This window comes from Mangrovivirga halotolerans, assembly GCF_026241165.1.
Classification (GTDB): domain Bacteria; phylum Bacteroidota; class Bacteroidia; order Cytophagales; family Cyclobacteriaceae; genus Mangrovivirga; species Mangrovivirga halotolerans.
Window position 1 is genome coordinate 539,898 of the sequence record NZ_JAPFQN010000003.1, and the last position, 13,928, is coordinate 553,825.

Annotated in this window: 11 protein-coding genes; 9 read left to right on the top strand and 2 right to left on the bottom strand. The window is 37.7% G+C overall.

Annotated features, from left to right (window positions below; translation table 11 throughout):
• Positions 1 to 2 precede the first annotated feature (2 nt).
• Complete coding sequence (gene thiL / locus OO013_RS06335; RefSeq protein ID WP_266055856.1) at positions 3 to 1,058, bottom strand: thiamine-phosphate kinase; 1,056 nt, start codon at positions 1,056 to 1,058, stop codon at positions 3 to 5.
• A 67-nt stretch (positions 1,059 to 1,125) separates the two neighbouring features.
• On the opposite strand from thiL, the gene OO013_RS06340 reads away from it, so the two are divergent.
• Positions 1,126 to 1,281 (top strand): hypothetical protein, encoded by a 156-nt coding sequence (locus tag OO013_RS06340; RefSeq protein WP_175402856.1) that lies wholly within the window; start codon positions 1,126 to 1,128, stop codon positions 1,279 to 1,281.
• On the opposite strand, the gene mce is transcribed toward OO013_RS06340, so the two are convergent.
• Positions 1,282 to 1,686 (bottom strand): methylmalonyl-CoA epimerase, encoded by a 405-nt coding sequence (gene mce / locus OO013_RS06345; protein ID WP_266055857.1) that lies wholly within the window; start codon positions 1,684 to 1,686, stop codon positions 1,282 to 1,284. It lies immediately after the preceding gene.
• A 115-nt stretch (positions 1,687 to 1,801) separates the two neighbouring features.
• Here mce and OO013_RS06350 point away from each other — a divergent pair, with 115 nt between their 5' ends.
• The 8 genes from OO013_RS06350 (at position 1,802) to OO013_RS06385 (ending at position 13,916) form a co-directional block, all read left to right on the top strand.
• Positions 1,802 to 2,128: a HesB/IscA family protein gene (locus OO013_RS06350; RefSeq protein ID WP_266055858.1), complete on the top strand. Its 327-nt coding sequence runs from the start codon at positions 1,802 to 1,804 to the stop codon at positions 2,126 to 2,128.
• Between the two features lie 322 nt (positions 2,129 to 2,450).
• Positions 2,451 to 4,448: a cyanophycinase gene (locus OO013_RS06355; RefSeq protein WP_266055859.1), complete on the top strand. Its 1,998-nt coding sequence runs from the start codon at positions 2,451 to 2,453 to the stop codon at positions 4,446 to 4,448.
• A 206-nt stretch (positions 4,449 to 4,654) separates the two neighbouring features.
• Positions 4,655 to 7,687, top strand: a complete 3,033-nt coding sequence (locus OO013_RS06360; RefSeq protein WP_266055860.1) for a SusC/RagA family TonB-linked outer membrane protein — start codon at positions 4,655 to 4,657, stop codon at positions 7,685 to 7,687.
• A 10-nt stretch (positions 7,688 to 7,697) separates the two neighbouring features.
• Positions 7,698 to 9,023, top strand: coding sequence for a RagB/SusD family nutrient uptake outer membrane protein (locus OO013_RS06365; protein WP_266055861.1), 1,326 nt, complete (start codon positions 7,698 to 7,700; stop codon positions 9,021 to 9,023).
• Between the two features lie 11 nt (positions 9,024 to 9,034).
• Complete coding sequence (locus OO013_RS06370) at positions 9,035 to 10,396, top strand: PKD domain-containing protein (RefSeq protein ID WP_266055862.1); 1,362 nt, start codon at positions 9,035 to 9,037, stop codon at positions 10,394 to 10,396.
• Positions 10,397 to 10,398: 2 nt separating this feature from the next.
• Positions 10,399 to 11,547 carry a PKD domain-containing protein gene (locus OO013_RS06375; RefSeq protein WP_266055863.1) on the top strand — a complete coding sequence of 383 codons (1,149 nt, stop codon included), beginning with the start codon at positions 10,399 to 10,401 and terminating at the stop codon, positions 11,545 to 11,547.
• A 69-nt stretch (positions 11,548 to 11,616) separates the two neighbouring features.
• Positions 11,617 to 12,513 carry a cyanophycinase gene (locus OO013_RS06380; RefSeq protein WP_266055864.1) on the top strand — a complete coding sequence of 299 codons (897 nt, stop codon included), beginning with the start codon at positions 11,617 to 11,619 and terminating at the stop codon, positions 12,511 to 12,513.
• A gap of 23 nt (positions 12,514 to 12,536) precedes the next feature.
• Positions 12,537 to 13,916 carry a YfcC family protein gene (locus OO013_RS06385; RefSeq protein ID WP_266055865.1) on the top strand — a complete coding sequence of 460 codons (1,380 nt, stop codon included), beginning with the start codon at positions 12,537 to 12,539 and terminating at the stop codon, positions 13,914 to 13,916.
• Positions 13,917 to 13,928: the final 12 nt, after the last annotated feature.

The window sequence follows — 13,928 nt, forward strand, 5'->3', positions numbered from 1 at the left end:
TATTATTTAAGATGTTGCCATCCTTGTGCTTTGAGTTCGATAACCTGATTGTTCTTTGTGACGAAATTCATCCCCTTACTTTTTGCATGCATATATCCGATAGTGGTTAGCTCCATATGATTTTTGATTTTTTCATAATCTTCTTGTGAGATGGTAAACAGAAGTTCGTAATCTTCACCTCCGTTTAATGCTGCTGTATTCGGATCAATATTAAATTCTACGGCTGTTTCGTAAGTTTTTGTTGCTATCGGAACTTTGTCTTCATAGATCTGAACGCCTAATCCTGACTGCGATGCAATATGAAATAATTCACTGGCAAGCCCATCGCTGATGTCGATCATAGAAGAAGGGAGTATGCCCAGTTCCTTTAGTTCATAGACTACATCCATACGGGCTTTCGGTTTTAATTGCCTTTCCACCACGTAAGAATATTTAGTCAGGTCAGGTTGAATATTCGGATTGCTTTTATATGCTTGTTTTTCTCTTTCAAGTACATTAAGGCCCATGAAAGCCCCTCCAAGATCACCGGATACACAAATAATGTCGCTTTCTCTTGCTGTATTTCTTCTGACTACCGTACCCTCAGCCTGATGACCGATGGCAGTAACAGATATTACCAGTCCGGATGCTGAAGAAGTAGTGTCTCCACCGATCAGGTCTACTTTATAATCATCACATGCAGCATAAATACCCTGGTATAAAGCTTCTACTGCTTCTAAAGAAAATCGATTGCTCAGGCCTAAATTGACTGTAATTTGTTTGGGAATACCATTCATTGCAGCAATGTCAGATACATTCACTGCAACTGCCTTATATCCTAAATGTGTTAGTGGGGTATAACTCAGGTCAAAATGGATTCCTTCTAAAAGCATATCCGTAGTAACCAGTGTCTGATCACTGTTATTAACTATAGCCGCATCGTCACCAACACCAAGAATAGACTCCTTATGTTGAATTTTGATGTTTTTGGTCATTTCATTAATGAGCCCAAATTCACCTAATTTCCCAAGTTCTGTCCTTGATGTATTATTTTCCTGTTGATTGCTTTCTTTTTTCATGCGACAAATTTACAATTATTTAATACTATCTTTAAATTGCACCTAATAAAGTTTAAACCAGCTTGATATGAAGATTTTTAAAGCAGTTGTATTATTATTGTTTGTTGTTGGTTTTTTCGCTTCATGCGGACCTAAGCCATATTACAAAACTGCAGAAGGCAAGAAGAAGCAGAAGCGGTACGAAAAAACTCTCTATAACCAGAAAGATTATTACGGTAACTGATCATTCGGCATCCTGACATAATTCAATCAGGACTCCATGATTGTCTTTTGGATGAACGAAACAGATCAATTTGTTGTCAGCACCTTTTTTAGGTTCTTCATTTAATAATTTAAATCCTTCGGATCTAAGTCTTTCCATCTCGGCTTTTATGTCTTTTACAGCAAAAGCGATATGGTGGATGCCTTCTCCCTTTTTCTCGATAAATTTATTTATCGCGCTGTTTGGATTTGAAGCTTCCAATAATTCGATCTTAGATTCTCCTGTTTGAAAAAATAAGGTAGTGACACCTTCAGATTCAACTTTTTCTTCTTTATAGGGTTTGATACCCAGAAGCTTTTCATAAGTTTTGGAGGCAGTTTTTAGATCTTTAACAGCTATACCAAGGTGTTCAATTTTATCAATCATCGGTTAAAGTTGTTTTTATGGTATTTCAAGTGTTATTTTTGTATTAAATCCCAAAAGGGAAAACATATACGCAATTTAAGCGTATTTATGTTACAGATAAAAAGGTAGAGGAATTATGATTCAAATTTCAGATAAAGCAAAAGACCGAATAGATGTTCTCCGTGCTGAGGATGGCTTGACAGAAAACCATCATGTAAGGGTATCTGTCAAAGGCGGTGGTTGCTCCGGATTAATGTACGATCTGGATTTTGACGATAATATTCAGGATTCGGATCAGGTGTTTGAAGATAAGGGTATAAAAGTTTTAGTAGATAAAAAGAGCTTACTTTATCTGGCAGGGACAACCCTGGAGTTTAGTGATGGTCTTAATGGAAAAGGGTTTCAATTTATAAACCCAAATGCCACACGTACTTGTGGATGTGGTGAAAGTTTTGCTGTATAATTGAGATCAGGAAATAAAAAATTATTAAAAGCACCTCTTGCAGGTGCTTTTTTATTTTACGGACATTTTAACATCCCTATTTGTCTGAATATTATATGTTAACAATATTTTCTTTAAAATTTAATTTTGTTTAAAGATTGATTTTTTATTAATATTGGAATCAATGAAAGTGAATTACGAACATATTAATCCTAAACTTCGTGACTTATCGGGTGGTTTTAAGCCGATAAGCCTTCGTAATTTACAGCCTGTCTTTGATTGTTAGCACATTCTTTTTGTTTCATATCGAATTCAATTAGAACTAATCTATGTGTTAACGTAAATGAAATCTATAATTCCATTTTTTATTTTCTTAGTGGTAATAAGTCTTTCTGTAAAAGGTCAGGGGAAATTACTTCTTGTGGGAGGAGGATCAGAAAAAGATCAATCCTGGGGATGGAGTAATGCTCCTTACAAATGGGCAATTGACAATAGTGAAAACAAAAAGGTCGCTATTTTAACTTATGAAGAGAATCCATCTCAATGGCTGCCAGATTATTTTATTTCTCTTGGTGCGACAGCATCTTTTAATGTTTCGGTACCGGATAGGGTTTTAGCTCAAAATAGTGATATTTATAATCTTCTGGTCAGTGCTGATGTTATTTTCATTAAAGGTGGGGATCAGTCAATTTATTACCAGGAGTATAAAAGTACCAAAGTAGAAGAGGCAATTCATACGGTATATAGCAGGGGTGGAGTAATCTGTGGTACAAGCGCAGGAATGGCAATTTTAGGAGGTGTGGACTATACAGCTGAAAGATCTGGCGTTTATCCGGATCAGACATTAGAAAATGTCAATCTCTCAGATATCACCTTAAAAAATGATTTTTTACCTTTCAAACCCGGATATATTTTTGATACCCATTTTACAGAAAGAGGCAGATTTACCCGGTTAATTCACTTTATAGCAAGATATTATATTGATCAAAATAAATTAATAAAAGGTATTGGTGTAGATGATCAAACGGCTTTAGCAATTGATGAAAATAACCTTGCAACTTTATATGGTACCGGTGGTGCTCATTTTTATTATTTTGAAAACTCAGCTCCCCAAATAATTAATAATCAACTCATTGGAGAGGGGATTAAGACTTTTTCAATTATTCATGGGCAATCAGTCGATTTAAATAAAATAAATGCCAGGCCAAACTATGAAGAGTCATCACATGTGACAACCGGTAAAGCAGATAAGATAATTTTTGCTCAAGAGCAAACTAAGTTTGCTGAATTGGAAGCTTTATTTACAGATTTTTTTCTGGATGTTGATAGTGCTATATTGATTAGTAATCCCGGAGATTCTGAAGCGGGTATTTTGGCAAATGAACTGAGGAATTCTTTTGATTCTGAAATAACATGGATTGAACTTAGTGAAGCCAGCAATAGTGCACTACAAGTAGGGCTTAGAAATAAGATCAGGCAGGCAAGGCATTTTGTTATTTTTAATGTAAATCCGATAGAGATTGAAAATTTTTCTTCCGGACAAACAGGAGAATTACTAAAAAAAGCAATTAATAATTCCGGAGTCACATTAGCAGCTATTGGATCTTCAGCGAAAGCAATTGGAGAAAGGTACTGCCATAACTGTGAGAATGATCCTGCAGCTTCTTATACTGGCTCTCTTCAGTTTAGTGAAGGATTTAATCTCATCTCATCTACGATAGTAATTGCAGATACTTATGCTTTTTCAACCGATTTTTATGAGAATCTAACTTCTGCGGGACATTGGGCTGCAATAAATTATGATTTAAGCAATTCGATATTTTTACAAGATGAAACCTATCTAAAAATTTCAGGTTCAGAAGATAAAGCTAACCTGAGTGTACATGGTACAGTTCCTGGGATAATATTTCATAATCAGGCAACAGAATATAGTAGAGTGAAATTTGGAAATGACGCCAATGGTTCAACCCGTCAGATAGTAGGATTTAATAATGGCTCATATTCCTTTGCTAATGAAAATTATTTTATCTCAATTGGAGATTATAATGCTAAAGAACCAGAAGATCTGGGTTGGGAAAATAATGAAAATCCCATAACAGGAATTAATGACTTAAAAACCAATGTCAAATTATTTCAGGATGGGAATTCGCTTTGGTTTGATTCTGAGAAGCATAAGAAATTAAATGTCAGTGCTTATTCAATTACTGGTCAGGAGTTAGTTAATACCAGAGCATTTAGTAACGAAAAAATCAGGTTTCAAGAAAAATCTCATACTATTATACTGGTATTGTTGACAGATATTGAAAATAATGTTATTTTAATAAACAAATTCCTATTGTAGTAAAGCTTTGAATTCGAATATTATAAATATCGGTTCCAGAGAGATACCTGTGCAGGCTGCCAAGTCTTTGCAACAGATGGGGTTACAGCCAATTTTTGACTGTTAACATACTCCTTTAAGTCAACCAATGGATATTGACCTGACCGGGTCTTTATCAAACTCATATTATTAATACTTAAAGTAATTAAAAACTAAACTATAACCTTATGAAGCAATTAGGACTATTTTGTCTGTTGCTCTTATCAGGATTCTCTGCTGTATCAGTTAATGCACAGCAGATAGTCAAAGGTAAAGTCACAGACTTTCAGTCAGGAGAACCAGTGCCAGGCACTAATGTGCTGGTAAAAGGGACTTCCAGGGGAACTACTACCAATTTTGAAGGGGAATATAATCTTCAGTTGCAACAAGGAGATTCAATATTGATTTTTTCCAGCGTTGGTTTCGAAACTGAAGAAGTTTCTGTAAATGGGCGTACTCAAATTAACGTCACACTAATGTCTGATATTCAATCGCTCAAAGAAGTGGTTGTGGTCGGATATGGGACTCAAAAGAAGCAGGATATTTCTTCTTCAGTATCCACAATCGATCAATCCGAGTTTAATGATATTCCTACAAGTAGTTTTGATGCAGCAATTCAGGGACGTGCCTCAGGATTAAATATTTCTTCTCCCTCTGGTACCCCTGGAGGACAAACAAACATTAATATCAGGGGAGCAACTTCTATTTCAGCTTCTTCGCAACCGTTATTCATTATTGATGGTATTCCTGTAGAGGTGAAAAATAACTCAGTACTGAGTAGTAATATTCAACCAATAAATCCATTAGCTGAATTAAATCCAAATGATATTGAGTCTGTTACTGTATTAAAAGATGCATCAGCAGCAGCAATTTATGGATCAAGAGGTGCGAATGGTGTGATTCTCATCACTACCAAAAGAGGATCAGCAGGTCGAGATAAATTGAATATTGGGTATTATGCCGGCTTTTCAGAGGCTACGAATGTTCCAGATATGATGTCATCATCAGAATGGATCGGGTTTTTAAATGCAGCAGCTGAGTTCGATGGATTGGGACAAAACTATTGGAATGAAATTCTTGGTAACCCAAATAACCCGGATCTTCCGAACTATAATGTTTACGATGAAATACTTCGTACAGGTACTATAAATAATGCGGATATCAGTTATTCCGGAGGAACTGAGAAGTTCAATTACTACCTGTCTGGTAATTACTTTGATCAAAAAGGTATTCAGGTAGGACAGGGATATGAAAGAATATCAGGAAGGGTCAATGTTGATTACAGCCCAAATGACAAAGTGAAAATATCTACCACTACCTTTCTAGCCAGAGGCTTTCATGAAAGAACTATTGGAGAAAATGATGAATACGGTGTAATAGTAAATGCTCAGGCATGGGATCCGAGATTCCCACTGGTTGATGAAAACGGAGTTTACGTAAATCCTTTCGATACCTATAGTTGGTGGGCTTTAGAAAATCCTCTTTTGATTGCCCGGGAATATGTTAATACTTCCAAAAATTCAAGATTGCAATCTTCACTTAGTCTTGAATGGTACATCACACCGAACCTGACATTTAAATCTAGTGGAGGTCTGGATTACAACTCTCTGATAGATCGCGGATTTGTACCAAAAGGCTATAACCAGACAGATATCGGATTAGGGACTTATGGTACTTTCCAATCATCGAGCTGGATCAATGAAAATACTCTGAAATATACCAATACATTCAATGATGATCATTTCTTTGACGCCTTAGTTGGCATTACTTTCCAGGAATCAGTTGAAGAGTTTTCTGTGATCGATGCTTCCGGATATTCAACTAACCAGGTCATTTCGACTGCAGCGGCAGGTCAGATCACCAATGCCTCAGACGGAGGTTTCAGATTTGGATTGGTGTCTTATCTTGCTCGTCTGAATTATACTTATGACGACCGGTATACTTTCACTTTTACAGGAAGAGCTGATGGTTCAAGTAGATTTGGTGAAAACAATAAATTCGGTTTTTTCCCATCAGGGTCTGCAGGCTGGAATGTTCACAATGAATCATTCTTTCCAGACGATTCATTCCTTTCTACTCTTAAATTACGAGGGTCTTACGGAGCAATTGGTAACCAGTCTATTGGCAGTACAATCGCAGAAGCTACCTATCGTAGTTCAGCAGGTTATGCAGGTGAAGGAGGTTCTTCAGCGCTTCAACTGGGTAATCCTGATCTTACCTGGGAGAAAACAGTTCAGTCTGATATAGGTATAGATATCGGATTTTTTGATAACCGACTTGAAGTGACTGCTGATTATTTCAAGAAGGATACAGATGGCTTGCTTTTAAATGCAGATATTCCGGGATCAACAGGCTTCCGCTCATTAATATCTAACAATGGAAATATTATTAATGAGGGGGTCGAATTGTCATTAAATACTATAAATATAGAAAGCGGAGATTTCAGATGGACATCATCATTTAATATAACATGGTTAGAGAATGAAGTGATCGATGTGATTAATGATGGTGAAATTTTGAGTCGAAATTTTATCCTTAAAGAAGGAGAGCCGTTAAGCACTTTTTATCTGATCAAATTTCTTGGTGTAGATCCGCAGACCGGAGATGCAGTATTTCTGGATGCAAACAGCGATGGGATAATCAATCTGGACGACAGGGTAGTAGCTGGAAATGCACAACCTGATTATTATGGCGGATTTACTAATAACTTTAGCTACAGAGGGTGGAGCCTGAGTGTTTTCTTCCAGTTCCAGCACGGAAACCAGATATTTAACCAAAGCAGGTATGCTTTTGAAAATTATGGTACTCTGAAGGGCGGTATACCATTTGGTAATCAGAACGCCCGATCTCTGGATTACTGGAAAGAGCCAGGCGATATAACAGATATTCCAAGACCAAGTCATGCTGATGAGTTTTCTCCTGAAGCACAATTTCAACGGTTTTCAACCCAATATCTCGAAGATGGTAGCTACTTGAGACTTAAAAATGTAAGACTGGGATATACATTCCCGGCGGGTAGTCTTGAGAGAATGAAATTGCAATCTTTAACGATCTACGGTCAGGCTCAAAACCTTTTGACTTTTACGAATTATTTAGGTTTTGATCCGGAGGTAAGTACCAATACTGCTTCTGATGGTTCGTTGAATACCCTTCAAGGTGAGGACTTCGGTACGCTAGGACAAGCCAGGACTATTACGATCGGTTTAAATATAGGATTATAATATGAAGACCATGAAGAAAATAATATATACACTAACAGCAATTTTAACCTTTTCCAGCTGCGATTTGCTGGATCAGGAATTGCCCAATACAATCCCTACGGACGAAGCTATAGTTGACAGAGTATCAGCTGAAGCAGCTGTAGTTGGGTTGTATAATGAAATGCAGGATGGTAGCCTCTATGGTTCTGATGCTGTTTATGCTACTGAATTAATGGCTAAAAATATGAAAGCTGTAAAGTTCCAGGCCGTATGGCAGGAGTTAGGCTCGGGCATTGTGCCTTCAGCTAACTTTCATGTTGAAGACAGCTGGATCGCCTGGTATAGCATTGTAAATAATGCAAATAATATAATCGTTAAGGTGCCGGGTTTAAATGATGTTTCAGAGAGTGAGGCTGCTGAATATACAGGAACTGCCCATTTCAGTCGTGCATTAGCCCATTTTGAATTACTCAGACAGTGGGGTGAATACTGGGATATCTCAAGTGAATATGGTATTCCTCTTCCAACTGAGGTAGCAACGGCTCCTGTAGTTACTCCGCGTTCTAATGTTTCAGATGCTTATACTCTTATAGAAAGTGATCTATTTAAAGCTATCGACAGACTTCCTGCGGCGGGTGATCCTATTTTTGCTAATAAAGGTGCTGCTGAAGCTCTTATGGCGAGAGTTAAATTGTATCAAGGTGAGTATGATTCTGCATATTACTACGCTAACGATGTGATTGAAAACTTTGATTACGATTTACAGGAAGACTATGTTGACATATTTTCTGAAGGAACATCAGAATCAATTTTCGAAGTCGATTTCACTCAGCAGGACTTTAGTAACTATACATTTTTAATGTTTGGTACAGAAGCTGAAATAGTGATGACTGATGAAGCAGCAGAGATGTATCAGAGTAACGATGAGAGAGGAGTGCTAATAGAAAATATTGGTAATTTTTTCCGATGTACAAAATACGGAACTAATCAGGATAATGGTGAAGGAAATGCATTTGTAATACGACTTGCAGAAATGTATTTGATCAGAGCTGAGGCCACCTCTAGAAATAATGGCCCGACAACTGGCCTGCCAGATATCAATGTTTTGAGAGCCAGGGCAGGTCTTGGACCCGTAGATGCATCATCTGTTAATTCAATTGCAGATTTCAATGATGTCCTGACGAGGGAAGCAAGACTGGAATTTCCGGCCGAGGGAGTTTACTGGTATTATCTGTCAAGGTTAGGTAAGCTCGAGGAAGTGCTTAATCGTGAATCATTCAGGAGGATTTATCCGGTTCCGTTAAGGGAATTGAATATCACTGATGATCAGGCTATTTTTCAAAATCCGGGATATTAAAATTAGAAGATATGATGAAATATTTTAAAATATATAGTCTTCTGGTGCTGACCTTTCTTTTTGTCTTTACTGCTTGTGATGACGAAGAAAACATTCCGGCTCCGGAAGCAGGTTTTACCTTGCCTTCCACAACATTCAAGGCAAGAGAAGTAATTACTCCGACCAATACTTCAGAGAATGGAGCAACTTACCAATGGTCGCTGGGTAACGGTGAATTGATATACGGTGAATCACCTTCATTTTCCTACTCCACAGAAGGTTCATATACACTGATATTGGTAGTTCAAAACGAAGGTGGTTCCAGTAAACTGGATCAAACGATAACAATATCAGGAATATTACCAGTTGCTTCGTTTGCAGTGGAGAATGTTGACAGATTGATCGCAGATAGTGATATAGTATTCAATAATACCTCTCTAGATGGAGTGACTTATGAATGGGATTTTGGAGATGGTTCAACTTCTACCGATACAAACCCTGTTCACAAATATGCACAACCAGGAATTTATACTGTTACATTAATAGTGACAAATGAAGATGGTAGTGCTGAATATTCACAGGATATTACCATCCGAACCAGGCCTGATGAGCTGTACTTTATGGATCCTTCGGATTTTTTCCTTAGAAGAACGTTGCTTGGATCAGATGTGATCACTCAGGATCTTGTTGAGATGCCAGGCTGGGGTGTAGGTATTTCATATAACCCGGTTGACGGAATGGTTTACATCACCGATGCAGATAACGTTGATGAATCTGTTAATAAAGTTTGGAGACTTAACCCTGATGGGAGTGGGCTGGAAGAGCTGGTTACAGGTCTGACTGAACCATGGCTGATCGATGTAGATGGAAATGCAGGATATATGTTCTGGACAGACTTTTCTACAGGTGATTTGAAACGAGCGAATCTTGACGGAACCGATGTGCAAACTATTGCAACTTACCTGGATGGGTTTGAGTATCCGGAAGGTATTTCAGTTTATAATGGGAATGTTTATCTCAACGACCCGGTGCTTGATGGAATTTTGAAAGTCTCATATGATGGCTCTTCAGTAGAACAAATTATTCCTGAAATAGGAGGAATCGGTATAGGTATAGACAAAACAAATGAAACGATCTATTTCCATGATCAGGATGCTGGAGCAATAAAACGAGCCGATCTTGAGGGAAATGTGGAAGAAGGTTGGGCAATTAATTTGGTCGATACAGCTGACAGGATTTACGGTATTTCTATTGATGTTAGTACAGGTAAAATTTATTGGACTAACAGAGATAGTGGCTTGATCGGAGCAGCAGATCTTTCTGGTGAAAATGTGGAGACACTTGCCGGATCACTTTCTAGTCCGAGAGGTTTAACACTCATTAAAAATCAATGATCATGAAAACATTTAAAATATTAATAATGTCTGTTTTCATCCTTTTATTTATAGCTGGATGTAAAGAAGAAGAACCATTGATCCCTCCATTTACGATTGTTAAAGCAGATTTTACTTATCAATTGGATAATGATCAGTTTGCTCCGGCAACTGCAACTTTTGATAGTGATGCTGTCTTTACAGAAGGGGATGATATTTCTTATTACTGGGCTTTTGGAGATGGGGAATCCTCTGAGGAAGCCAATCCTACTCATCTCTATACAGAGCCTGGATTTTATGAGGTAACGCTAACCGTAGTAGGTCAAGGGGATACAGATAGTAAAACTACTACAATCGAGGTAAGGGATCCTAACAGGTCTTACTTCCCGGTAATTGTTGCTTCAAATTCAGGTAAAAGGATTTATGATGCTCAAACAGGAATTCTTGATGTATCCCTTGATGTTTCTCCGTTTGATATCGCAATCGATTCGGTGAGGGAAAAGATCTATTTTACTGCTACTGATGCCGGTGCTGTTTTTTCTCTGGGATTTAATGATGATGTTCCGGAAATGGTTGTAGATGGATTTTCAAATCCTCATGGTATAGCATTAGACGAGGCCTCAGGAAATGCTTATGTAGTAGACAGGGGTGGCAATGCTGTTTACACGGTTGATCTTGAAAATAGCACAAAAACGAACTTGTTTTCAGATTCACAGGAAGCAACATTTTCTTTGCCTGAAGGAATAGATTATTTCCAGGGATTTGTCTATATAACTGCTGTAGATTTTGACGCTGAAGCAGTATGGAAAGTCAATGTTTCTGATGGAAGTTTCGAAAGGATTATCGGATATTCCGCAGGAGGCTATGGATATTCAATCGCAGTGGACCAGGAAAGTGATATGATCTATTTTCACAATGATGAAGGGCCAGAATTTTTAAGTGCAGGACTAGATGGTACTAATGTCAGTACGCTTGTTGCACCCGCAGGTGATAATAATGGAGTAGATGGAAGAAGTTTCGGGATATCGATTTCTTATGCTGAGGGGAAGGTTTACTGGACAGAAGCCGGAAACGGACTTTTAAAAAGGGCGAATTTCGACGGAACTGAGGTTCAGACTATTGCATCGGGTCTTACTGATCCGGTCGGAATACAAATAGTAGGTATTCAGTAATTTTAGTTAATGTATAATTGAGCGGTAATCATTAAATTGGTTACCGCTTTTATTTTAAATATTAAAATCATGAAATATATCTATCTGATTCTTAGTTGCTTTGTCTTTTATGCTTGTACAGAAGGTAACAATCAGAACAATACAGAATTTGATGAAAGGGATTCAGCCGATACTACACAAGTTAATTTGAATAAAGGATCACTTATTATCATTGGTGGAGGAAGCCGACCTGAAGAAATGATAAAAAGAATTGTGACCGAATCAGGAATTGATACTACTGGTTATGGAATGATCCTTCCAATGTCAAGTATTGAACCGGATTCATCCAACTGGTATGCTAAAAAGCAATTTAGTGATCTGGGATATGAAAATATATATGGTGTTGAATACGATTCAGTATCAGGGTATCGTGAGACTCAAATTGATTCATTATCCAATGCATCTTTGATTTATATTTCTGGAGGAGATCAAAGAAGATTTATGCAAAGAATAGCCGGTACCAGGATTGGAAATATAATCAGAGACAGATACGCTGAAGGAGCAGTAATAGCAGGCACCTCCGCCGGAGCTGCTGTTCAAAGTCGAAGGATGATTACCGGAGATGAAAGAAAGTATCCTGAATACCATACCACCTACAGACACCTGGAAGAAGAAAACTTTGACTGGACTGAAGGTCTTGCGCTCATCGATGGAGTAATTATTGATCAGCATTTTGTTAAGAGATCCAGGTATAACCGGTTATTAACAGCTATCATGACTTTTCCGGATGAGATTGGAGTTGGTATTGATGAATCTACTGCCATTATTGTAAAAGGAGATTCTGCTGAGGTGATCGGTGAAAGCCAGGTTATTACTTTTGAGAATTCTAATCAAAATGTAAATAGAAAGAACGGAAAACTTGGGACAAAAGGAATAATTCTGGATATTTATCTCCCGGGGGATAATTTTTACCTTAAACAGAAATAATTTAAACCACACAACACACACGAATGATGAAGATTAGAAGAGTTCCTGATACTCTGGTAATAATTTTTTGTTTTTTAATCTTATTTACAATTCTCACCTGGATAATTCCTTCCGGCGAATATGAAAAAGAAACAATTACATTGTCAAATGGCAGTGAGCGTGAAGTGTTAATTCCGGGCACTTATCACTATGTAGAAGAGAACCCACAAGGATTTTTAGATTTCCTAATGACTCCGATCAAAGGATTTATAGGAGGGTCACAGATTATTGGGTTTATATTAATAGTTGGAGGTGCTTTTTCGGTTTTTAACAGAACAGGAGCTGTAACAGCTTCACTTCAGTCGCTTGTTCGATTTTGTGAAAAACACCCTACAGCAAAAGGAGTGATCATTCCGCTAATCATAATATTCTTTTCAATTATGGGGGCCACCTTCGGAATGAGTGAGGAGGTACTGGTTTTTGTGTTACTAACGATTCCGATGGCGAAATCGCTGGGTTATGATACTATAACGGGAATTGCCATACCTTTTGTTGGTGCCGGAGCAGGATTTGCAGGGGCAATAACCAACCCATTTACAATAGGTATTGCTCAGGAGATTGCAGAAGTACCTATGTTTAGTGGATATGAATACAGGATGGTCGTATGGGTAGTGTTAACATTTTTGGCTGTGTTTTACATCATGAGGTATGCCAGGAAAATATATAATCCTGCATTAGTGGAGACGGGAACAGAAAGTGAGGTTGAGCAGGTCAGCTTTACACCAATAAGGAAAGTCACCTTGTTTCTGTTATTCGGAGGTTTGGCAATTATCCTTCTTGGAGTAACCCGATATGGCTGGTATATCAATGAAATTGCGGCAGTATTTTTTGGTATGGGATTATTATCCGCAGTTATCAACAGGATGAATATACAGGAAGCTGTCGATGCGTTTAAGACAGGGGCTGGAGATGTTTTAACTGCAGGATTGGTTGTTGCCTTAAGTAAAGGACTGTTGATTCTTGCTGAGGATGGTAAAATTATTGAAACGATTTTACATGGATTAGCTTCATTAGCTGAAGGATGGCCGAAAGCTATTTCTGTGGAAATGATGTTTGTAGTTCAGAGTTTATTGAACTTTTTCCTGCCAAGTGGTAGTGGTCAGGCTGTTTTAACTATGCCAATTATGGCACCTCTAAGTGATTTGTTAGGCATCTCAAGACAGACTGCTGTATTAGCCTTTCAATTTGGTGATGGCTTATCGAATTTGATTATTCCAACCAGTGCAGTGACTATGGGAGTTCTTTCTATCGGTAAAGTGCCTTATGAAAAATGGTTGAAGTGGATGCTTCCCCTCTTTTTTATAATGGTTATTGCATCAGGAATATTGCTACTATTACCGGCAATTGTATTTGGCTGGAATTAATATTTAATACTT

Excerpts from the sequence above, each read along its gene's own strand:
- OO013_RS06385 (WP_266055865.1), top strand. The coding sequence starts at position 12,537 with ATGATGAAGATTAGAAGAGTTCCTGATACTCTGGTAATAATTTTTTGT.
- OO013_RS06380 (WP_266055864.1), top strand. The coding sequence starts at position 11,617 with ATGAAATATATCTATCTGATTCTTAGTTGCTTTGTCTTTTATGCTTGT.
- OO013_RS06375 (WP_266055863.1), top strand. The coding sequence starts at position 10,399 with ATGAAAACATTTAAAATATTAATAATGTCTGTTTTCATCCTTTTATTT.
- OO013_RS06340 (WP_175402856.1), top strand. The coding sequence starts at position 1,126 with ATGAAGATTTTTAAAGCAGTTGTATTATTATTGTTTGTTGTTGGTTTT.
- thiL (WP_266055856.1), bottom strand. The coding sequence starts at position 1,058 with ATGAAAAAAGAAAGCAATCAACAGGAAAATAATACATCAAGGACAGAA.
- mce (WP_266055857.1), bottom strand. The coding sequence starts at position 1,686 with ATGATTGATAAAATTGAACACCTTGGTATAGCTGTTAAAGATCTAAAA.
- OO013_RS06350 (WP_266055858.1), top strand. The coding sequence starts at position 1,802 with ATGATTCAAATTTCAGATAAAGCAAAAGACCGAATAGATGTTCTCCGT.
- OO013_RS06360 (WP_266055860.1), top strand. The coding sequence starts at position 4,655 with ATGAAGCAATTAGGACTATTTTGTCTGTTGCTCTTATCAGGATTCTCT.
- OO013_RS06370 (WP_266055862.1), top strand. The coding sequence starts at position 9,035 with ATGATGAAATATTTTAAAATATATAGTCTTCTGGTGCTGACCTTTCTT.
- OO013_RS06365 (WP_266055861.1), top strand. The coding sequence starts at position 7,698 with ATGAAGAAAATAATATATACACTAACAGCAATTTTAACCTTTTCCAGC.
- OO013_RS06355 (WP_266055859.1), top strand. The coding sequence starts at position 2,451 with ATGAAATCTATAATTCCATTTTTTATTTTCTTAGTGGTAATAAGTCTT.